Genomic DNA, 21,532 nt, shown 5'->3' on the forward strand with positions numbered 1-21,532 from the left:
AATTCAAACAAAATTGCGTGTGTCGAAACAGGTGCATGTATGCGTCGCAAAACAGCCATTGCGACGCCTGCCGATTTGCGATTTCTATGCTTCATGCAAGGCTTGAAGGGCCGGGGTGGGACCAGGGTCCCCACCCTGAAGGAGCGGAAGGCATAGATGCGTAAATATTCGGTCTTTGCGGTGGCCAGAGAGGCCATGCGCGCCCACAAGGGTTGGGAACCACAGTGGGTTTCTCCTGAACCGCGTGCGTCGTACGATGTGATTATCATCGGGGGTGGCGGCCACGGTCTCGGTGCGGCCTATTATCTGGCCAAGGAGCACGGCATCACCAATGTCGCGGTGATCGAGAAGGGCTGGCTCGGTGGCGGCAATACAGGCCGTAACACCACGATTATTCGATCCAACTATCTCTACGAAGAGAGTATGGATATGTATGAGCATTCCCTGAAACTCTGGGAAGGCTTGAGCCAGGATCTCAATTACAACGTCATGTATTCGCCGCGCGGCGTCATGATGTTGTCCCACAACATTCACGACGTTCAGAGCTTCAAGCGGCATATCAATGCCAACCGGCTGTATGGCATCGATAACGAATGGCTGACGCCGGAGCAGGCAAAGAAGTTCTGTCCTCCGCTCGATATTTCCAGCACTGCGCGCTACCCGATCAATGGCGCGGCGCTTCAGAGGCGCGGCGGTACGGCGCGTCACGATGCGGTTGCCTGGGGCTATGCCCGCGCCGCTTCGGATCGCGGTGTACATATCATCCAGAACTGCGAGGTCACCGGCATCCGCCGCGGGCCGGGCGGCGAGGTCATTGGCGTCGAAACCAGCCGTGGTTTCATTGGTGCCAAGAAGGTCGGTGTTTCGGCGGCGGGCCATTCATCGGTCATCATGCAGATGGCTGATGTGCGCGTTCCGTTGACCAGCAATCCGCTGCAGGCGCTTGTCTCCGAGCCGTTGAAGCCGATCTTCCCTTGCGTCGTCATGTCCAACACCGTTCACGCCTATATTTCGCAGTCGGATAAGGGCGAGCTGGTGATCGGTGCGGGTACTGACCAGTATCATTCCTATTCCCAGACTGGCGGCCTGCAGATCATCACCCATACGCTGGATGCCATCTGCGAGCTGTTCCCGATTTTCCGTCGCGTGAAGATGATGCGCCAATGGGGTGGCATCACGGATAACACGCCGGATCGTTCCGCCATCCAGAGCGTGACGCCCGTGCCGAACCTCTTTGTCAATTGCGGCTGGGGAACGGGTGGTTTCAAAGCGACTCCGGGGTCTGCAAACCTGTTTGCATGGCTGATTGCCAAGGGCGAGCCTCACCGGCTGGCACAGGGCTTGACGCTGGACCGGTTCCGTACCGGACGTTTGATCGATGAAGCGGCCGCTGCCGCCGTTGCACACTGAGGGGAAGACGATGCTGTTGATCAAATGCCCCTATTGTGGCCAGAACCGATCCGAACTCGAGTTCCGCTGGGCGGGTGAAGCCCATATCGCCAGACCGCAGAACATTGCGGAGATTACCGACGAAGAATTTGCGGAATATTTCTTCATGCGCGACAATACCAAGGGTATCGCCTGGGAGCGGTGGCGCCACATCCATGGCTGCGGCCGTTTCTTCAATGCCATTCGAGACACGGTCAGCGACAAGTTTCTGCTCACCTACGAGACAGGGCTTCCGCGCCAGCCGGTTCCAGGAACCGAGCCAGCCGGCACGCAAGCGGGTGAAGGAGGTGCGGCATGACCTCTTATCGTATTAAGGGTGCAGGCCGTCTGACGCCTGCCCGCCAGGCTCGCTTCACCTTCGACGGCAAGAGCTACACCGCACTGGAGGGTGATACGGTTGCGTCTGCGCTGCTCGCTCACGGCGTGCATCTCATGGGCCGCTCCTTCAAATATCACCGCCCGCGTGGCATTCTTTCCGCCGGTCCTGAAGAGCCGAATGCGCTGATCGATGTGGCACGCGACAGTGCACGCCGTCAGCCAAACGTGCGCGCGAGTGTGCAGGAAGTCTTCGACGGTGCCATTATCCAGTCGCAGAACCGCTGGCCGTCGCTGAGTTTCGATATTGGCGGCATCAACAATCTGTTTTCGCCCTTCTTTGCGGCAGGTTTCTACTACAAGACCTTCATGTGGCCGCGTGAGGCCTGGGCCAAGCTTTACGAGCCGATGATCCGCCGCGCGGCGGGCCTCGGCAGCGCGCCCAAAGAAGCGGATCCGGACCACTATGCCAACCGCTTCGCCCATTGCGATGTTCTTGTGGCGGGTGCCGGTGCTGCAGGTCTTACGGCAGCGCTGTCTGCCGCTGAAACCGGCGCGGAAGTCATCCTGGTCGATGAGCGTGCCGATGTCGGTGGCGCTCTGTTGTTCGATACTTCGACGGTGATCGACGGAAAGCCGGGCTATGAATGGGCTCAATCCGTTCTGGCCAAGCTCAAGGCCATGCCCAATGTTCGGGTGCTGACGCGCACGACGGTTTTCGGTTACTACAACCACAACTTCATCGGCCTTGTGGAGCGCGTAACGGATCATTTGCCGCGTCCTGACAAGTCTCTTCCGAGAGAACGCTTGTGGCAGGTGCGCGCGGCAAAGGTGGTGATGGCGACGGGTGCCATCGAGCGGCACATGGTGTTTGCCAACAACGACCGTCCGGGCATCATGCTGGCCTCTGCAGCTCGCATGTATCTCAACCATTATGGTGTGGCTGTCGGTTCCCGCGTCGGTGTCTATACGGCGCATGATAGTGCCTATGAGGCGGCGTTCGATCTGAAGAAGGCGGGCGTGGACGTGGTCGCGATCGTCGATTGCCGCACGCGCCCCAGCGAGCAGCTTCTTTCTGTTGCCCGCACGCTCGGCATTGAGGTGCTGACGGGCTATTCCGTGGTCGATACGGCTGGCAAGCTGCGGATTTCGTCGATGACGGTTGCCCGCAACGGCTCCACCAACCATCGCAAGATCCCGGTGGATGCGCTTTTGATGTCCGGCGGCTGGACGCCTTCGGTCCATCTCTTCTCGCAATCGCGCGGCAAGTTGAAGTTCGACGCCGAGAACCAGCGGTTCCTGCCGAATATCTACGCGGAAAATTCCGTGTCCGTCGGTGCCTGCAACGGCACGGACGAAATCAACGAGCTGTTGCTCGAAGCGGCAGAGGCGGGCGGCGGCTCGGTTCGGCTGTCGGGCGAGAGCACCTATGCCTGGACCGGCGGGATGATCGGCGCGGCACAGGGTGCCGGGCCGGAAACAGCGGTCAAGGCCTTTGTGGACTTCCAGCACGACGTGACGGCCAAGGATATTCGCCTTGCCGTGCGCGAGGGCATGCATTCCATCGAGCATATCAAGCGCTTCACCACGAACGGTATGGCATCCGATCAGGGTAAGCTGTCCAATATGCATGGTCTGGCCATTGCGGCAGAAATGCTGGGCAAGGAAATTCCCAAGGTCGGTCTCACCACCTTCCGCGCACCCTATACGCCAGTCACCTACGGCACGCTGATTGCCCATTCACGTGGCGATCTCTTCGATCCGGCCCGCAAGACCCCGCTGCATGCGGATCTGGTCGCAGCTGGTGCGGAATTCGAAGACGTCGGTAACTGGAAGCGCGCCTGGTATTTCCCGCGTCGCGGCGAAGACATGCACCAGGCCGTCAACCGGGAATGCAAGACGGTTCGTCAGACGGCGGGCATTTTCGATGCGTCCACGCTCGGCAAGATTGAGGTTGTGGGGCCGGATGCGGCCAAGTTCCTCAACCTGATGTACACCAATGCCTGGGACACCCTGAAGCCCGGAAAATGCCGTTACGGCATCATGACGCGCGAAGATGGCTTCGTCTATGACGACGGCGTTGTTGGCCGTCTGGCAGAAGACCGTTTCCATGTGACCACCACAACAAGCGGTGCGCCGCGTGTTCTGCATCACATGGAGGATTATCTCCAGACGGAATTCCCCGACCTCAAGGTGTGGCTGACCTCGACCACGGAGCAATGGGCCGTTATCGCGGTTCAGGGGCCGAAGGCGCGGGACATCATCGCGCCGCTGGTGGAAGGTGTGGACCTTTCCAATGAGGCCTTCCCGCACATGAGCGTTGCAGAATGCACGGTCATGGGGATTCCGGCACGTCTCTTCCGCGTCTCCTTCACCGGCGAGCTTGGTTTCGAAGTCAATGTACCCGCCGATTACGGTGCCTCTGTCTGGCAGGCCATTCGCGAGCGTGGCGAAGCCGTGGGAGCCTGCCTCTATGGCACGGAAACCATGCACGTTCTGCGCGCCGAGAAGGGCTATATCATTGTCGGACAGGATACGGACGGCACAGTAACGCCGGACGACGCGGGCTATGGCTGGGCTGTCTCCAAGAAGAAGACGGACTTCGTCGGTATTCGCGGCTTGAAGCGACCTGACCTCATGCGTACAGGCCGTAAGCAACTGGTGGGCCTGCTGACGCAGAACACCACCGAGGTGCTGGAGGAGGGCGGCCAGATCGTCGCCGATCCGAACGAGCCGAAGCCGATGACCATGCTTGGTCATGTGACATCCTCCTATTGGTCTGAAAATCTCGGCCGTTCCATCGCAATCGCGCTGGTGGCTGGGGGACGTGAACGCATGGGCCAGACCGTGTACATCCCGATGAAAGACAAGACCATCGCAGCCACCGTGACGGACATGGTGTTCTTCGACAAGGAAGGGGGCCGTATCAATGGCTGATCTTGCCATCCGCAATTTGCCGCTTGCCGGCTTCCATGGTGGCTCGGCCACGGTCAAGCTTGAGCCTGCTGCCCCGGCCCATCGTATTGCGCTTCGTGCCGGAGCAGATGCCATTGCTGCGCTTTCGTCAGCGCTTGGCGTCTCCCTGCCGACAGAGCCGAGGACTTCGGCATCTGCCGGAGCCCGCACCGCTCTGTGGTTGGGGCCGGATGAGTGGCTCGTGATTGACGAGGGCGATACAGGTCTCGTCAACGGCTTGATGGCTGACGCGGCCAAATCCGGCAGTGTTCATTCCGCCGCAGATGTGTCGCAGCGCAATACGGCCATTCTGGTCAGTGGACCAGGTGCGGCCACTGCCATCAACGGTGGCTGCTTCCTGGATCTTTCTCTGAGAGAATTTCCTGTCGGGGCCTGTGCTCGCACTCTGTTCGGCAAGATCGAGGTGGTCTTGCTCCGGACAGGCGAAGAAGAGTTCCGCATGGAATGCTGGCGGTCCTTTTCGGACTACGCCTTTGGCTTGCTGCGTGAGGCGGCTGAGGACGCGGCTCTTTAAAGCCGCGTCGGTCTCTTTGAAAGCACGTCCGGCAAAAGTGCGTGAGCGGTTTTGAGTCCGGACTGCTTTGAAACAAGGATATGGAGCATTTCTGACATGCTCTGGAATGGAGTCAATCTGCTGACACCATTCAAACGGATTGTGCAGCAAGGCCCGCTCCCTCTTTCGAAGGAGCGGGCCTTGTCATTGAGCGAGCATTTTCGCCAGCAGCCCTGTTGCCATCAATGCTTTGTTTTCACGCGAGGGCTGATGCAAAACCGCTTCCCGCGTTGCGCGAAACGGTTTTGCTGAGGCGTTAGAATTCTTCCCAGCTATCTTGTGCTGCCGCGGATGACAGGCCCAGCGCCTTGGCGACGTGGCCGACCATGTTGCGAGCAGGCGAAGCTGCCGGGGCATGGTTGCGGCCTGCGGGGGCGGGCTTTGCGCCTGTGCGGGGTCGCGCAGTGACAGGTTTGGCAGTGGAAGGGCTGGTGACGACATGGGCACGGGTGGAACCGGTTCCCGTGGCGGCATAGCTTGTTGCACCTGCATTGGCATAGCTGGTGGCGCCCGCATTGGCATCGATGCGGAACTGGCTGACCAGTTGGCGCAGGCGATCTGCTTCACTCGCCAGCGATGTGCTTGCTGCCGTGGCTTCCTCCACCATGGCGGCGTTCTGCTGCGTCACTTGGTCCATCTGGTTGACGGCAGAGTTGACCTCCGACAATCCGACCGACTGTTCACGAGCAGATGTCGAGATGGCATCCAGCTGCGAATTGATGGTGATGACATGCTCTTCAATTATCTTCAGCACTTCGCCCGTGGCCGAAACGAGACGAACGCCGTTTTCAACTTCCTCTGCAGAATTGCGGATCAGATCCTTGATTTCCTTTGCCGCCTGGGCAGAGCGCTGCGCCAGTTCACGCACTTCCTGGGCAACGACGGCAAAGCCCTTGCCCGCGTCACCGGCACGTGCTGCCTCCACGCCGGCATTGAGTGCCAGCAGGTTGGTCTGGAATGCAATCTCGTCAATCACGCCGATGATGTTGGAAATCTGACTTGACGAGTTTTCGATGCGCTCCATGGCGTTGACCGCATTCGCCACCACTTCGCCGGACTGGCGTGCCGAGCGATTGGCCTGTCCTGCCAGATCTCTCGCTTCCTCGGTCCGTTTTGAGGCACTCGTAACGTTGGCAGTAATCTGATCCAGCGCAGCGGCGGTTTCTTCAAGGGCTGCCGCCTGCTGTTCGGTACGCTTGGAAAGATCGTTGGCGCTGGTGGAAAGCTCACGGGATCCGCTATCGATCGCAGCCGTGGCGGCGCTGACCGCGCTCATGGTCTGGCGCAGTTGGCTGACCGTGCGGTTGAAGTTTTCGCGCAGTTCCTCGAATTCCTGGGCGAAGGGCTTGGACAATTCGAAGGTGAGGTTCCCTTCTGCGAGATGGCGCAGTCCTTCCGCAAGACCGCCTGTTGCTTCCGCCATCTGGCCGGCCCGAACACGCTCTGCTTCGGCGTTGCGCAGGCGTTCTGCCTCACTTTGATTGCGCGTATCAGCTGCTTCCTGCTCAAGCGCGCGTGCTTTCAGGCCGTTTTCCTTGAACAACAGCAATGCACGGGCCATCAGGCCAACTTCATCGCGGCGGTCCGTTTCCGTTACATCGGCAGACAGGTTGCCGTTGGCGATGATGCTCATGGTTTCTGCTAGCTGGCGCAGAGGCCTGACTATCTGGGAGCGCACGAACAGGTAGCAAAGCAACAGGGCGCCGCCGATGGAAAGGATGACGCCGGAGATGGTAATTGTTACCGTTGAATCTGTTTGTGCACCCAGATCTTCGCTTCGATTTTTTCGGATAGTGTTGAGCTTTTCGACAACTTCGACCGACAAGGCTGAGTAGGCATCAAATGCAGACTTGCATTCTGCAAAATATATTCGCTGCACATTGAGATTCTCCTGGTCTGTCTTTGCAGCATAAGCCAGCTTGACGACATTGCCACAGACTTCATCCAGGATGTTCAGCCCCTTGATTTTCAAGTCCTTGAGGTCCTGATTATCAGGAAGGGAAGCGATAGCCTTGTCCGCCTCGACGATGAATGCTTCACGATTTTTCTTGAAGTCCTCCATGGCCCTGTTGGTGGCTTCAGGCGTGGTGGTAATCTGCATCTCCACCGCGGACGTCCGGCTGGCCTGCATGAATCGGTTTGCGCGTGCTGTCGATAGAGTTGCCCTGACTTCCCGTTCAAGGAGAGTAGTATAGGATGTATCAACCCTCTTCATTTGCACGACGGTGTAGGCAGCGATCACTAGGGAGAGAATGCCGAGAATCGCAATTGTTGTAAGAATTTTGTAGGCGATGGGTAGGTGGCGCATCGAAGCCTCTGAAATCTAGCCTGCTATCGACAGGATGACGATTGTTTAAGCTTCGCAACGTTTCAATTCCAAATATTTATTTTTATTAAAATTGCGATTAAGGGTTCTCGCAGTCTACGTTCATGCCTTCCAGCCTATTCCCGCTATGAATGCATTAGGATTATTGCATAAAAGATCAATATTATAGGTAAATGGGTGTGATTGCACTCTGCTCTTATATTAATTCCTAATATATTTTTCACTAAAAATTCTGATAATATTTATTTTACTTCTGTATGGAATTTTCCTGGCTGCAATCTTTAAGTGTTTTCGGAGAAGGCATGCAGAACTGGGCAATATCCAAAAAATTTTCGGCTCTCATGGCAGCATTCGGTGTTTGCTCGGTTGGCATATCTTTATTCATGGGGTCGCAGATCGACAGGATATCGAACGATTATCAGGGCTTGCTGACGCAAGAGAGCCGATCGGCAGTCGCCATAGCGCGTGCCAATCGCTTCGGCCAGACCGTTCGGGCAACTGTTGCGGAAGTGGTTCTTTCTCCCACAAATGCAGCGCGTGATGCCGCCATTGAGGAATATGGCAAAGCTATCGAGAAGCTGGCTTCCTATCTCCAGAGTGCAAGTGATGCTCTACCGGAAAGGCCCGAAATCCAGCAGCTCAAAGCCGATGTACTGAGTGATATCAAGACATTCTGCGATCCCGTTATACAGGCCGCGAGAACGACGGATGCTGGCCCCAATATGGGCGCGCTCATGAAAGGCTATAATGAGGTGTGCCAGCCCATATTTGCAAAGATGACACTACGAATTACTACGGTGGTTAGCAAGATTGTGGATGATGCGGAAAAAGAGAGTGTGCAACTGAAGGAGGCTAGCACCAGCTCAACCAGATTTTCCATAGGCCTCACTCTCGTTTCCTTAGGACTGATCCTCGGTTTCGGTTTCTGGGCAGTCCGCCGCACCATTGTAAGTCCCTTGTCCAATCTCGGCGCGGTCATGCAGCGTTTGGCCGAAGGAGAATTGAACACGGTTGTCCAGGGCGTGAGGCGAAGAGACGAAATTGGTGCGATGGCTCGCTCACTGCAAGTCTTCAAGGAGAATGCGCTTACCGCCAAGTCGCTGACGGAGGAAACCGAACGCATGCGTGAAGCCGCTGCGTCCGAACAGTTGAGATCAGGCGAAATAGAGCGTCAGCGTTCTGCGGAAATGTCAAAGGCGACGGGATCCATCGCACAGGGACTTGAGCGTTTGTCGCAAGGCGATTTAACCTATCGTCTGTCGGAGCCGTTCTCGCACGATTTTGAGGAGTTACGCACGAATTTCAACCTCGCGGTTGACGGGCTGGCAACGGCTCTGCGTGAAGTGGCCCAGGCGTCGACCATTATCGAATCTGGCTCCCAGGAGCTTGCCTCCAGCGCATCCGATCTTTCCCAGCGGACGGAACGTCAGGCGGCTTCCCTTGAGCAGACCGCGGCCGCGCTCGACGAGATTACAACGAATGTTACCAATTCATCGCAGCGCGCAGAGGAAGCAAAACTGCGGGCGAGAAATGCAGCCGGCGCAGCCGAGCGTTCCGGTGAGGTCGTTTCCAACGCTGTCAAGGCGATGAACCGTATTGAACAGTCCTCCAAGCAGATCGCCAGCATCATCAGCGTGATTGATGAGATTGCCTTCCAGACCAATCTTCTTGCATTGAACGCCGGTGTGGAAGCTGCGCGTGCAGGCGAAGCGGGCAAGGGTTTTGCCGTCGTCGCCCAGGAAGTGCGTGAGCTTGCGCAAAGGTCCAGTCAGGCTGCCAATGAGATTCGCGGCCTCATCCAGACATCTGCGCAGGAGGTGGAAAACGGTGTCGAGCTGGTTACGGCTACGGGACAATCCCTGCGCGTCATCGGCGAGCATGTCATCGCGATCAATAGTCAGCTGGATGCCATCGCAACGGCTGCGAAGGAGCAGTCTATCGGTCTTGCGGAGGTTAACAGCGCCGTCAACCAGATGGATCAGGTGACGCAGCACAATGCTGCCATGGTGGAAGAGGCAACGGCGGCCAGCGGCACGCTGACCAATGAAGTGCTGCGCCTGCGGCAATTGCTGTCGCGCTTCCAGCTCAGTGCTTCAAAGGAGCAGTGGTCGATGGCTGCCTGATCTGCAGGATTTTAACCGGAGGCGGATCAATCCGTCTCCGGCCGGTCCTTCGGATCGAATTGGACAATGGTAATCCAGCTGGCGGAAACCGCCGGCTTTTTTTCGTCTTCGATCTCCACCACCACGTCATAGGTCGTCATCAACATGGCAGCGCCACGATAGCGCGCCTCGCTCAGCGTGAAGCGGCCGCGCACCCGTTTGCCGACTTTCACCGGCGAGCCGAAGCGGATTTTGTCGAAGCCGTAGTTCAGCCCCATCGTCTGTTCCCGGATCTTGGGCAGAGCCGCGTAATTCATGGCTGAAAGCAGCGAAAGTGTCAGGAAGCCATGGGCAATAGTGCCGCCAAACGGGCTCTCCTTGGCGGCGCGCTCCGGGTCGGTATGGATAAACTGATGGTCCAGCGTTGCATCGGCAAAGGCATCGATCATCGTTTGGTCGACGGTAATCCAGTCTGAAACGCCGAGTTCCGTGCCCACCAGAGCAGGAACGTCCTTCAGAGAAATTTCTACTTGCATTGATTGTTCCGTCAGAGGTGAGGGGAAGTTGTCCCGGATCTAGAGCATTTCCGGTGAAAACGGGGTCACTTGAAATACTCTATATCTTTGTTTCTACGCAGTCCGGACGCAAAACCGCTAACGCACTTTTGCTGGACGTGCTCTATCATTCGTCTGTGACACAAGCCAGGTGACGGAACGGGCAGCAAATCCCGTTTCCGGCTGCGTGCCGGTGCTGAGAAGGTCCAGCCAACTGCCCTCCGGAAGGCAAGCCTGTTGGTCTTGTCCCGAGCGGTTGAACACGATGGCGAGTGTGACATCTGCGTTCTGCTCAAGGTCGCGTGTGGCAAGGATCATGGTCAACTGCGTGCGATGCGGGTCTTCCCAGTCGCAAACCGTCATTGGTTCGCCAAACTGGTTCAGCCACTCGATATCGCCTTGGCCGGAGAAGAATTCAAGCTGCGAAAAAACTGCAAATCGTCTGCGGATATGGGAAAGCTCTGCCGTATGGGCGATCAGGTCTTCATTCAGGCTCTGCCAGTCCATCCAGGTGATGGCATTGTCCTGTGCATAGGCGTTGTTATTGCCGCGCTGGCTGCGTCCGGCCTCGTCACCCGCTGTCAGCATCAGGGTTCCGCGCGAGGCGAAGAGCGTGGAAAGCAGCGCTTTCACATCCCGCTCGCGTGCGGCACGGATGGCTGGGTCACTGGTCTCGCCTTCCGCACCATTGTTCCAGGAATGATTGTCGTTGTGGCCATCGCGATTGTCTTCGCCGTTCGCCTCGTTGTGCTTGTGGGCGTAGGAGACAAGGTCCATCAGGGTAAAGCCGTCATGTGCGGCCAGAAAGTTGACGCTGCGCGTTTCGCTTTCGCCATGCCGGGAGAACGTTGCGGAAGAGCCTGCCAAGGCACTAGCCAGACTACCTGTGCGTCCCTCATCGCCGCGCCAGTAAAGCCGCATATCGTCGCGGGCGCGGTCGTTCCATTCCAGAAAACTGGTGGGAAAATTGCCGAGCTGGTAGCCGCCGGGGCCAATATCCCACGGTTCTGCGATCAGAATTCGATCTGCCAGCAGATCGTCTTCGGCAATCGCCTTCAAGGTGTCGCTGTGACGTGAAAAGCCTTCCATGCTGCGCCCAAGGATCGTGCCGAGATCGAAGCGGAAACCATCCACACCCGCATTGAGTACGAAATGGCGCAGCGTATCGACGATCATGCGGCGCACCGTGGGGTGATCGCAGGCCACCGTATTGCCGGTGCCGGTATCGTTGACCAGCGCACCTGCATCCTCGGGGTGGCGATGATAATAGGTGAGATTGTCGAGGCCCCGTAGGCTCAACGTTGCACCGAAGCGGTCACTTTCGCCTGTGTGGTTGAAAACGAGATCGAGAATGACGCCGATTTCATGCCTGTGCAGTTCCGCCACCGTCTCCGCCAGATCGGCCATTCCATCCGGCGCCAGCCTTGGATCGAGCGCCATGAAGGTGACTGGATTGTAGCCCCAGCCATTCGTCAGGCCGAGTGCTGGCAGATGGCGCTCGTCGATCCAGGCGACAATCGGCAGGAGTTCTATTGCGTCCACGCCAATGCGTTTCAGATGGGTGATGACGGAAGGGTGCCTGAGTGCGCGCAACGTGCCGCGATCCGCTTCCGGCACATCCGGGTGCAACATGGTGAAGGGGCGCACGCCCAGTTCATAGATCAATCCGCCTTTGCGGAACCTCGCTGCCCCTCGCTCGACTGGCTGGTCTTTCGTCAAGATGGATTTCGGAACAAGAGCCGCCGTATCGAAGCCGAATTCGGAGAGGCGAGGATCGTAGGCAAAGCTGTGATCGAGCTGCTTGGCATAGGGATCGATCAGAAGCTTGGATGGATCGAACCACAGGCCGCGATCGGGATCGTATTCGCCATGGGCGCGCAGGCCGTAACGGGTGCCTTGCTTGATGTTTTCGACGAACAGCGTGAAGCGACCTGTTCCTTCGCGGTTCATCTCAAGGTGCTGCACTTCCCGCTTCCCGACCTCATCGAAAAGGCACAGGTCAATCCTGTTTGCGTGAAGGGATTGAACACGGAACCAGCAGCCATCGGCTTGAAGCGTTGCGCCCAGAGGGGAAGAGGTCATGCAATATCCTTTATAACAAAAAGGGCGCCGCTTGCGGCGCCCCAATTTTCTATTCAGGTAATGACCGTTGGGGCATTTCGCCCGGTCCGCTTTTTGATCTCCGCAATCTCGTCCGCCACGGTGATCAAATCGGCCAATGCTGTCTGCGTCTCGATATTGTGGCGAGAAGCATCCGGCTCATAGCGTTCCACATAAAGGCGAAGCGTCGCACCCGAGGTACCCGTGCCGGACAGGCGGAAGACAACGCGGCTGCCCCCTTCGAAGAGAACGCGGATGCCCTGATTCTTTGAAACCGAGCCATCGATGGGATCGTTATAGGCGAAATCATCCGCCGCTTCGACTTTCAAGCTACCGAAGCTCTGGCCCGGCAGGCTGGAAAGCTTTTCGCGAAGGGCTGCGACCAGCTCGTTTGCTGCCTCGGTATCCACTTCCTCATAGTCGTGGCGGGAATAATAGTTGCGGCCATATTCGGCCCAGTGGGCTTCCACGATTTCCTTCACGCTCTTCTTTTTGGCGGCAATGATATTGAGCCAGAAGAGAACGGCCCAGAGACCATCCTTTTCCCGCACATGGTTGGAGCCGGTGCCGAAGCTTTCTTCGCCGCAGACGGTGGCCTTGCCTGCATCCAGCAGATTGCCGAAGAATTTCCAGCCGGTTGGCGTCTCGTACATGCCGATGCCGAGCTTTTGCGCCACGCGGTCGGCGGCGGCACTGGTTGGCATGGAGCGGGCGATACCGGCTATTCCATCGGCATAGCCGGGAGCCAGAGTGGCATTGGCCGCGATAATCGCAAGACTATCGGAAGGCGTGACGAACATGCCTTTGCCGACCACCATGTTGCGGTCGCCATCGCCATCGGAAGCTGCGCCGAAATCCGGCCCGTCCGCGCTCATCACATCGTCATAGAGTTCCCTGGCGTGTACCAGGTTCGGATCCGGGTGATGGTGGCCGAAATCGGGAAGCGGCTCCGAATTGCGAACCGAGCCTGCCGGTGCCCCGAGGCGCTTTTCCAGAATTTCTACCGCATAGGGGCCGGTGACGGCGCTCATGCTGTCGATCACGACGCGGAAGCCGGAGCCAATCAGCGAACGGATCGCGCCGAAATCGAAAAGGCTTTCCATCAGGTCCGCATAGTCGGCAACGGGATCGATCACGTCCACGATCATGTCGCCCAGCGCATACATGCCGATGGTATCGAGATCCACATCGGGTTCTTCGAGGATCTTGTAGGTGTCAATGACCTTGGTGCGGGCATAGATGGCATCGGTGATCTTTTCGGGTGCCGGGCCGCCATTGCCGATATTGTACTTGATGCCGAAATCTTCTGTCGGCCCGCCGGGATTGTGGCTGGCAGACAGCACGATGCCGCCGAAGGCATCGTACTTGCGGATGACGTGTGATGCGGCGGGCGTGGACAGAATGCCGCCCTTGCCAACCATGACCTTGCCGAACCCGTTCGCGGCAGCCATTTTCAGCGCCTTCTGAATGACTTCGCGGTTGTAGTAGCGGCCATCGCCGCCGATCACCAGCGTCTTGCCCTCAAAGCCTTCCAGGCTGTCGAAAATCGACTGGATGAAGTTCTCGGCATAGTGTTCCTGGGCGAATACCGGCACCTTCTTGCGCAGGCCGGACGTGCCCGGCTTCTGGTCCTGATAGGGTTTGGTCGAGACGGTCTTGATCATCAATGAGAACCTTTCGGTAGAAGGCTGGAATACAATTCAGCATAAAGCGCAGCACTCTTTTCCCAACTCACGTCGGATTTCATGCCCTGCTTCTGGATCTGAACCCATGTTTTTGTGTCGCTATAGAGGCGAACGGCACGTCTGAGTGCCCGCTTGTAATGATCGAGAGTGACGGGTCCAAAGGAGATGCCAGTCGCAGCCTTCGCCGCCAGCGCCGCCGGATTGGCATCAACCACGGTGTCGTTCAGTCCGCCTGTGCGCGATACCACCGGCACACAGCCATAGCGCAGGCCGTAAAGCTGTGTCAGCCCGCAAGGTTCGAACCGGGAGGGAATGAGAATGGCATCGCTGCCCGCCTGCATCAGGTGCGACAGCGGCTCGTTATAGGCAACCTTGATGCCGATGCGGCCCGGATGGCGGTTTGCGGCCGCCTGCAGCGCATAGACCAGTTGCGCATCGCCTGAGCCAAGGACCGCGAGCTTTGCATCCATGGCGACCAGATCGTCGGCCGCTTGCGCGATCAGATCGATCCCCTTTTGCCAGGTCAGCCGGGATATGACACAGAAGAGAGGTGCGTCATCGTCCACCAGGCCGAATTCTGCCTCCACCGCGCGCTTGTTCTGGCGGCGCGCCTTCAGCTCGGCACCGCTGAAGCGCTGGGGAATGTCCCTGTCGGTTTGAGGGTTCCAGACATTGACATCAATGCCATTGACGATGCCATGCAAGTCGCCAACCCGCCGGTTCAACAGACCTTCCAGCCCCATGCCGAATTCCGGCGTCAGGATTTCCTCCGCATAGGACGGGCTGACCGTGGTGACCGCCCAGGCGGTCTGGATGCCCGCCTTGAGATAACCGACCTGACCGTAATATTCGACCCCTTCGATATCGAAGGCATGCTGGGGCAGCCCCAGATGCGGGAAGACATCCGGACCGAAATTGCCTTGGAACGCGATGTTATGGATTGTCATCACGCTCGGGATCTTCGGACCGTCGAAAAATCGGAGATAGGCGGGCACGAGGCCCGTCTGCCAGTCGTGAACATGCACGAGATCCGGTTGCCATCCGGGCAGTTCACCGGAGGCAATGCGCGCGCCGGCCAGCGAAAGTGCCGCAAAGCGCCGCCAGTTGTCGTCGTGATCGTATCCATGCACATCGAGATAGGGCCCCCCCGGCCTGTCGAAAAGAGCCGGGCATTCCAGAACCAGAAGGTCGAGCCCGGCCACTTGTGCTGAAAGAATGCGTGCCGGTTCGCCGAGTAGATCGTCGAAATGAAGGCTCAAAGTCACATCGCCCAGCGCCTGCATGACCGCGGGGTAGCCGGGGATGAGGGTTTTCATCTCAATCCCCAGTCCCGCAAGTGCCAGCGGCAGGGCGCCTGCCACATCGGCGAGACCGCCAGTCTTGACGAGCGGATATATTTCGGAGGCGACCGATAGAACCTTCATTCCCATCCCCTTGGCGTCCTTGAAATGTCGCGGATGACGACAGCCAAAGCTCTCGTTAAAGGTCCAGCTTGTCGATCATCGGCTGCGTGATGAGGCATATGCCGTTTTCACTGCGGCGGAAGCGGCTGGCGTCGAGTTCGGGTTCTTCGCCTACCACCAGACCTTCAGGAATGGTTACACCCGCATCGATGACGACATTGCGAAGCTGGGCGCGTCTTCCAATACGAACATTCGGCAGAATGACGGCACCTTCCAGACGGGAATAGGAGTTGGCCCGAACGCCTGTGAAAAGCAGGCTGTTATAGAGCGAGGAACCTGAAATGATGCAGTCTCCCGATACGACGGAGGAGACTGCGGAGCCGCGGCGGTCCTCATCGTCATGCACGAATTTGGCCGGCGGAGTGATTTCCGCATAGGTCCAGATCGGCCAGGATTTGTCGTAGATATCCAGTTCGGGCACAATGCCGGTGAGGTCGATATTGACCTGCCAATAGGCATCGATCGTGCCGACATCGCGCCAGTAGGCCTGCCGCTCGAAATCGGAGCGCACGCAGGATTGCGTGAAGCGGTGCGCAGCCGCTTTGCCGTTCGCAACGAGCCACGGAATGATGTCCTTGCCGAAATCTCGGCTTGACCCGGCATCTGCCGCGTCACGGCGCAGGCATTCCATCAGGAACCTGGTGTGGAAGACGTAGATGCCCATGGAGGCCAGCGCGAAATCCGGCTTGTCGGGCATTCCGGGCGGATCGGCGGGCTTCTCCACGAAGGCGATGATCTCGTCCTTCTCGTTGACATGCATGACGCCGAAGCCGGTTGCTTCCATGCGCGGCACTTCAAGGCAGCCAATGGTGACATCCGCGCCGGAATCCACGTGCTGTTGCAGCATCAGCTCGTAGTCCATCTTGTAGATGTGATCGCCGGCCAGGATCACCATATATTCCGGGTTATAGGCCTCGATGATGTCGATGTTCTGATAGACGGCGTCTGCCGTGCCTTCATACCATTGCGTTTCGGAAACGCGCTGCGAGGCGGGCAGAATGTCGAAGCTTTCGTTACGCTCTGGCCGCAGGAAGTTCCAGCCGCGTTGCAGATGGCGGATCAGGGAGTGCGCCTTGTATTGCGTGGCAACGCCAAAGCGACGGATACCGGAGTTCAGTGCGTTGGAGAGGGCAAAGTCGATGATGCGGGCCTTGCCGCCGAAATAGACAGCCGGCTTTGCGCGCCGGTCCGTCAGTTCCTTCAGGCGGCTGCCTCTTCCCCCGGCCAGCACATAGGCCATGGCATCGCGTGCCAATGGCTGAGCACGTTTAGTCGTCATCAATGTCCTCCCCTTCGAAATTTCAGGCTTCAAATTCCAGCATGATTGTGGCGAGCGGTGGCAATGTTACCTCGGCATAGACCGTTCCCCCGGCAGAGACGGCCTGAACCCGTCCCCCGTTGCCTTTTCCGCTGCCACCATAGATTTCCGCGTCTGTGTTCAGGATTTCCCGCCAGCGTCCCGCCTGCGGCAGCGGCACGCGATAATTCTCCCGATAGACGGGCGTGAAATTGGTGATGACCGCGACTGGCTTTTCTTCCGGTGCCATGCGCAGCCAGGCATAGACGGAATTCTCCGAATCGTCGGCAATCAGCCATTCGAAGCCTTCACCCTCGCAATCGCGGGCGTGCAGGGCAGGCTTTGATCGGTAGCAGAGGTTGAGATCGCGAACGAGGCGGCGCACCCCTTCATGTGGATGGTAGTGCAACAGGTTCCAATCCAGCGAGCGGGCCTCGCTCCACTCGCTCCACTGGGCAAATTCCTGCCCCATGAACAGCAGCTTCTTGCCCGGATAGCCCCACATGAAGGCGTAGTACGCACGAAGATTGGCAAATTTCTGCCAGTCATCGCCCGCCATTTTGGCAATCAGCGAACCTTTGCCATGCACCACCTCGTCATGGCTGAGCGGCAGGACAAAGTTCTCCGAATAGGCATAGATCAGGCCAAAGGTCAGTTCATTGTGATGGTATTTCCGGTGCACGGGTTCACGCTTGAGATAGTTCAGCGTGTCGTGCATGAACCCCATGTTCCACTTGAAGCCGAAGCCCAGCCCGCCCTCATGAACCGGATGCGAGACTTTCGGCCAGGAGGTGCTTTCCTCGGCGATGGTCATCAGGCCCGGATGTGCCGCATAGCTGACCGTGTTCAGCTTTTGCAGGAAGCGAACAGCCTCCAGATTCTCGCGCCCGCCATATTCGTTGGGCACCCAGTCGCCTTCCTTGCGGGAATAATCGAGGTAGAGCATGGAGGCGACCGCATCCACCCGCAGCCCATCCAGATGGAACTTCTCTGCCCAATAAAGCGCATTGTTGATGAGGTAGGAAAGAACCTCGATGCGCCCGAAATTGTAGATGGCCGTATTCCAGTCCGGGTGGAAACCCTGGCGTGGGTCGGCATGTTCGTAGAGTGCAGTCCCGTCGAATTCGCGAAGACCATGTGCGTCGGTTGGAAAATGCGCAGGCACCCAGTCGAGTATGACGCCAAGGCCCACCTTGTGGCAGCCATTGACGAAACGGGCAAACCCCTCCGGGTCGCCAAAACGTGCCGTGGGCGCGTAGAGACCGGTCGTCTGGTAACCCCAGGATGGATCGTAGGGGTGCTCGGTAATGGGCAGGAACTCGATATGGGTGAAGCCCATATCCGTCACATAGGGGATCAGTTCCGATGCCAGCTCGTCCCAGCTGAGGAAGCTGCCATCGCTGCGCTTGCGCCAGGAACCGGCGTGGACCTCATAGATGGAAATCGGCTGTCTGCGATGATCTGCTTCGGCCCAGAATTTGCGATGCGCCTCATCCTCCCATTTCTGCACCAGTTCGGGTGCCGTGATGGAGGCCGTTTGAGGGCGCAGTTCTGCGCGTCTGGCGTAGGGATCAGCCTTCAGCGGTACGGGTTTGCCGGTCTTGCTGACGATTTCGAACTTATAGGTGCTGCCGACCAGTATATCCGGCGCAAAGATTTCCCATATGCCGGTGTCCATGCGCAGCCGCATGACGTGGCGGCGCCCGTCCCAGTTGTTGAAATCGCCCACCACCGAGACCCGGGCCGCATTGGGCGCCCAGACAGCGAAATGAAATCCGTCGACCCCCTCATGCCGCATCGGGTGCGCGCCCATCTTGTCGAAGAGGCGCAGATGGGAGCCCTCACGGACGAAATAATCGTCCATGGGACCGAGAACCGGGCCGAAACTGTAGGGATCGGTCAGCGCCCATTCCACGTCACCGCGCCGGGCACGATAGCGAAGCGGCCTGCGCGCGCTGATGCTCACCGGGCCTTCGAAGAAACCGGCATCATGCCGTTTCTTCAATTCGCCCACGCGTGTGCCATCCAGCGTCAGTGCGACAACCACTTCCGCGCCGGGGATGAAACAGCGGGCAACAAAGCCATTGCCTGCCTTGTGCGGCCCTAGAACCGCGAATGGATCGCCATGTGACCCATTGATGATCGCCTCGACCTCGGCCAGCGGGAGTTCACTTTTGGATAGTCCGTTCTCGCCGAGGGATTTGGGCGTCTGGGTCATCAGGCTCTCCAGATCTCCGTTGCATATTGGCGAATGGTTCTATCGGAAGAGAACCAGCCCATGCGTGCCGTGTTACGGATGGTCTTGCCGTACCAGGAAACGGGATCGCTCCAGATCTGATCCACGTCGCGCTGTGCCTTGGCATAGGCGTCGAAATCGGCAGCCACCATGAACCAGTCATGGCTGTAAATGCCGTCAATCAGAGCCGTGAAGCGGGAGCGGTCATCGGGCGAGAAGACGCCGGACGCAATGGCCGACAAGGCCTGCGCAAGTTCGCGCGACCCTTCGATGATCTCGCGCGGGTTATGGCCATCCGCGCGTGTTTTGGCGACTTCTTCCGCCGTCATGCCGAAGATCACGATGTTGTCGTCACCCACATGATCGCGCATTTCCACATTGGCGCCGTCCAGCGTGCCGATGGTCAGCGCGCCGTTGAGGGCAAACTTCATATTGCCGGTGCCAGAGGCTTCCATGCCAGCCGTGGAGATCTGTTCCGAGAGGTCTGCCGCCGGAACCATGATTTCGGCCAGAGACACGTTGTAGTTCGGAATGAAGACCACTTTCAGCAGGCCACGGACTGCCGGGTCATTGTTGATGACACGCGCCACGTCGTTCGCCAGTTTGATGATCAGCTTGGCGTTGTGATAGCTCGGTGCCGCCTTGCCCGCGAAGAATTTCACCCGTGGCACCCAGTCCAGTTCCGGATGCGAGCGGATCTGGTCATACAGGGCAACCGCTTCCACAATGTTGAGAAGCTGTCGCTTGTATTCGTGGATGCGCTTGATCTGAATGTCGAACATGGCCGAGGGGTCGACGCGCACTCCCATGCGGCTGGCAACCAGATTGGCCAGCTGCACCTTGTTCTGCCGCTTGATGGCCGCGAACTTTTCCTGGAAGTTCGTGTCATCGGCAAAGCCATCCAGAGCCTTCAGCGCTTCCGTGTCGTCTTCGAAGCCATCGCCAATCGCCTCACGGATCAGGTCGGTAAGGCCGGGATTGCATTGCATCAACCAGCGGCGCGGGGTGATGCCGTTCGTCTTGTTGTTGATGCGCGCCGGGTAGAGCGCGTGAAGGTCTGCAAAGACCGTTTCCTTCATCAGTTCGGTATGCAGGGCCGAGACGCCATTGATGGAATGGGAACCCACGAATGCCAGATTGCCCATGCGCACCCGGCGCTCGCCACCTTCGTCGATCAGGGAGATCGCACGGATCTGGCTGTCGCCGAACTTCTTCTCCTTGCGCGCTTCCAGCAGGATCTTGGTGTTGATCGCGTAGACGATCTGCATGTGGCGCGGCAGCAGGCGCTCGAACAACGGGACAGGCCAGCTTTCCAGTGCTTCCGGAAGAAGCGTATGGTTGGTGTAGGAGAAGGTCTGCCGTGTGATTTCCCAGGCATAGTCGAAATCCATGCCGTGCACATCGCAGAGAAGACGCATCAGTTCGGCAATGGAAACCGCCGGGTGCGTGTCGTTCAGCTGAATCGACACCTTCTCATGCAGGTTGGAGAAATCCGGATACTGCTGCAAATGACGGCGCAAAATGTCCTGAAGCGAGGCGGAGGAGAAGAAATACTCCTGCCGCAGGCGCAGTTCCTGGCCAGCCGGGTTCGCATCCGCCGGATAAAGAACGCGGGTCAGGGATTCAGCCTTGTTGCTCTCGCGCAGCGCACCAATATGGTCACCGGCATTGAAGGCATCCAGAAGGATCGGGTCGATCGGCTGGGCCGACCACAGGCGCAGCGTGTTGACCCGCTTGCCGCGCCAACCCACGATCGGCGTATCATAGGCCATGGCAATGACGCGTTCGGCTGGCTTCCAGACGAAGCGTGGGGGATCGTCGTAGCCGCCGACACTCTCCACCGATCCGCCGTAGCCGATTTCGTAGGAGCTTTCCCGGCGCTCGAATTCCCATGGGTTTCCATGGGCGAGCCAGGTTTCCGGCAGTTCCACCTGCCAGCCATCCGCCATCTGCTGGCGGAAAAGACCGTGCACATAGCGAATGCCATAGCCATAGGCAGGAATGTCGACGGTTGCCATGCTTTCCATGAAACAGGCTGCCAGACGCCCAAGACCGCCATTGCCAAGTGCTGCATCAGGCTCCAGCCCCGCAATGACATCGATATCGACGCCGAGCGAGGTCAATGCATCGCGAATCTCTGCCAAAAGACCGAGATTGCTCACGGCATCGCGCATCAGGCGGCCGATCAGGAATTCCAGCGATAGATAATAGACCCGCTTGTCGCCGGTGCTGTAGACCCGCCGTGTGGATTCCATCCACTTGTCGATGATGCGGTCGCGCACCACCAGGATGGTTGCGGTCAGCCAATCGTGCGGCTTTGCAACCTTGGCGTCCTTGCCAATGCGGTAGGTCAGGCGCTCGATGATTTCTTCCGCCATGATTTCAGGACGGGAACTGCGGGGCGCGGGCTGAGGAATTTCGACCGTCGGGAGTGTATTCGTCATAAGGTCGCCAATCTTGCTGGGAGGAACGTGAG

Annotated in this window: 13 protein-coding genes; 5 read left to right on the plus strand and 8 right to left on the minus strand. The window is 58.3% G+C overall.

Annotated elements, in window-relative coordinates:
* Positions 1–156 precede the first annotated feature (156 nt).
* Genes ACFSE1_RS15590 through ACFSE1_RS15605 form a run of 4 tightly spaced genes read left to right on the plus strand, consistent with a single transcriptional unit; the run spans position 157 to position 5,254 of the window.
* Positions 157–1,410: a sarcosine oxidase subunit beta family protein gene (locus ACFSE1_RS15590; protein ID WP_377403245.1), complete on the plus strand. Its 1,254-nt coding sequence runs from the start codon at positions 157–159 to the stop codon at positions 1,408–1,410.
* A gap of 10 nt (positions 1,411–1,420) precedes the next feature.
* A complete protein-coding gene (locus ACFSE1_RS15595) occupies positions 1,421–1,747 on the plus strand; it encodes a sarcosine oxidase subunit delta (protein ID WP_377403247.1) in 327 nt (108 codons plus the stop codon).
* Positions 1,744–4,701, plus strand: coding sequence for a sarcosine oxidase subunit alpha (locus ACFSE1_RS15600; protein WP_377403249.1), 2,958 nt, complete (start codon positions 1,744–1,746; stop codon positions 4,699–4,701). The genes ACFSE1_RS15595 and ACFSE1_RS15600 overlap by 4 nt, the downstream gene beginning before the upstream one ends.
* Positions 4,694–5,254, plus strand: coding sequence for a sarcosine oxidase subunit gamma (locus ACFSE1_RS15605; protein ID WP_377403251.1), 561 nt, complete (start codon positions 4,694–4,696; stop codon positions 5,252–5,254). The genes ACFSE1_RS15600 and ACFSE1_RS15605 overlap by 8 nt, the downstream gene beginning before the upstream one ends.
* 295 nt (positions 5,255–5,549) lie before the next feature.
* Here the strand turns inward: ACFSE1_RS15605 and ACFSE1_RS15610 are convergent, their stop codons facing one another.
* On the minus strand, positions 5,550–7,601 hold the full coding sequence (locus ACFSE1_RS15610; RefSeq protein ID WP_377403253.1) for a methyl-accepting chemotaxis protein: 2,052 nt from the start codon (positions 7,599–7,601) through the stop codon (positions 5,550–5,552).
* A gap of 401 nt (positions 7,602–8,002) precedes the next feature.
* Between ACFSE1_RS15610 and ACFSE1_RS15615 the strand changes: the two genes are divergently transcribed.
* Positions 8,003–9,742, plus strand: a complete 1,740-nt coding sequence (locus ACFSE1_RS15615) for a methyl-accepting chemotaxis protein (RefSeq protein ID WP_377403255.1) — start codon at positions 8,003–8,005, stop codon at positions 9,740–9,742.
* A gap of 26 nt (positions 9,743–9,768) precedes the next feature.
* On the opposite strand, the gene ACFSE1_RS15620 is transcribed toward ACFSE1_RS15615, so the two are convergent.
* The 7 genes from ACFSE1_RS15620 to ACFSE1_RS15650 all read right to left on the minus strand — a co-directional run bounded on the left by ACFSE1_RS15620 (position 9,769) and on the right by ACFSE1_RS15650 (position 21,500).
* Positions 9,769–10,257, minus strand: a complete 489-nt coding sequence (locus tag ACFSE1_RS15620) for a MaoC family dehydratase (RefSeq protein ID WP_377403257.1) — start codon at positions 10,255–10,257, stop codon at positions 9,769–9,771.
* A gap of 117 nt (positions 10,258–10,374) precedes the next feature.
* The gene (glgX, locus tag ACFSE1_RS15625; RefSeq protein WP_377403259.1) at positions 10,375–12,357 is read right to left on the minus strand and encodes a glycogen debranching protein GlgX; all 1,983 of its coding nucleotides are present in this window, start codon (positions 12,355–12,357) and stop codon (positions 10,375–10,377) included.
* A gap of 53 nt (positions 12,358–12,410) precedes the next feature.
* Positions 12,411–14,039, minus strand: coding sequence for an alpha-D-glucose phosphate-specific phosphoglucomutase (locus ACFSE1_RS15630; RefSeq protein ID WP_377403261.1), 1,629 nt, complete (start codon positions 14,037–14,039; stop codon positions 12,411–12,413).
* Positions 14,039–15,484, minus strand: coding sequence for a glycogen synthase GlgA (gene glgA, locus ACFSE1_RS15635; RefSeq protein ID WP_377403263.1), 1,446 nt, complete (start codon positions 15,482–15,484; stop codon positions 14,039–14,041). The genes ACFSE1_RS15630 and glgA overlap by 1 nt, the downstream gene beginning before the upstream one ends.
* A 55-nt stretch (positions 15,485–15,539) precedes the next feature.
* Positions 15,540–16,802, minus strand: a complete 1,263-nt coding sequence (gene glgC / locus ACFSE1_RS15640; RefSeq protein WP_377403265.1) for a glucose-1-phosphate adenylyltransferase — start codon at positions 16,800–16,802, stop codon at positions 15,540–15,542.
* 22 nt (positions 16,803–16,824) lie between these two features.
* Positions 16,825–19,038: a 1,4-alpha-glucan branching protein GlgB gene (glgB, locus tag ACFSE1_RS15645; protein WP_377403267.1), complete on the minus strand. Its 2,214-nt coding sequence runs from the start codon at positions 19,036–19,038 to the stop codon at positions 16,825–16,827.
* On the minus strand, positions 19,038–21,500 hold the full coding sequence (locus ACFSE1_RS15650) for a glycogen/starch/alpha-glucan phosphorylase (protein WP_377403269.1): 2,463 nt from the start codon (positions 21,498–21,500) through the stop codon (positions 19,038–19,040). The genes glgB and ACFSE1_RS15650 overlap by 1 nt, the downstream gene beginning before the upstream one ends.
* Between the last annotated feature and the right edge of the window lie 32 nt (positions 21,501–21,532).

The organism is Affinirhizobium helianthi (assembly GCF_042680945.1).
Taxonomy (GTDB): Bacteria; Pseudomonadota; Alphaproteobacteria; order Rhizobiales; family Rhizobiaceae; genus Neorhizobium; species Neorhizobium helianthi.

Coding starts and splice junctions, on each gene's coding strand:
- ACFSE1_RS15650 (WP_377403269.1), bottom strand. CDS start 21,500: ATGACGAATACACTCCCGACGGTCGAAATTCCTCAGCCCGCGCCCCGC.
- glgB (WP_377403267.1), bottom strand. CDS start 19,038: ATGACCCAGACGCCCAAATCCCTCGGCGAGAACGGACTATCCAAAAGT.
- ACFSE1_RS15620 (WP_377403257.1), bottom strand. CDS start 10,257: ATGCAAGTAGAAATTTCTCTGAAGGACGTTCCTGCTCTGGTGGGCACG.
- glgA (WP_377403263.1), bottom strand. CDS start 15,484: ATGAAGGTTCTATCGGTCGCCTCCGAAATATATCCGCTCGTCAAGACT.
- glgC (WP_377403265.1), bottom strand. CDS start 16,802: ATGACGACTAAACGTGCTCAGCCATTGGCACGCGATGCCATGGCCTAT.
- ACFSE1_RS15590 (WP_377403245.1), top strand. CDS start 157: ATGCGTAAATATTCGGTCTTTGCGGTGGCCAGAGAGGCCATGCGCGCC.
- ACFSE1_RS15615 (WP_377403255.1), top strand. CDS start 8,003: ATGGGGTCGCAGATCGACAGGATATCGAACGATTATCAGGGCTTGCTG.
- ACFSE1_RS15610 (WP_377403253.1), bottom strand. CDS start 7,601: ATGCGCCACCTACCCATCGCCTACAAAATTCTTACAACAATTGCGATT.
- ACFSE1_RS15595 (WP_377403247.1), top strand. CDS start 1,421: ATGCTGTTGATCAAATGCCCCTATTGTGGCCAGAACCGATCCGAACTC.
- ACFSE1_RS15600 (WP_377403249.1), top strand. CDS start 1,744: ATGACCTCTTATCGTATTAAGGGTGCAGGCCGTCTGACGCCTGCCCGC.
- ACFSE1_RS15605 (WP_377403251.1), top strand. CDS start 4,694: ATGGCTGATCTTGCCATCCGCAATTTGCCGCTTGCCGGCTTCCATGGT.
- ACFSE1_RS15630 (WP_377403261.1), bottom strand. CDS start 14,039: ATGATCAAGACCGTCTCGACCAAACCCTATCAGGACCAGAAGCCGGGC.
- glgX (WP_377403259.1), bottom strand. CDS start 12,357: ATGACCTCTTCCCCTCTGGGCGCAACGCTTCAAGCCGATGGCTGCTGG.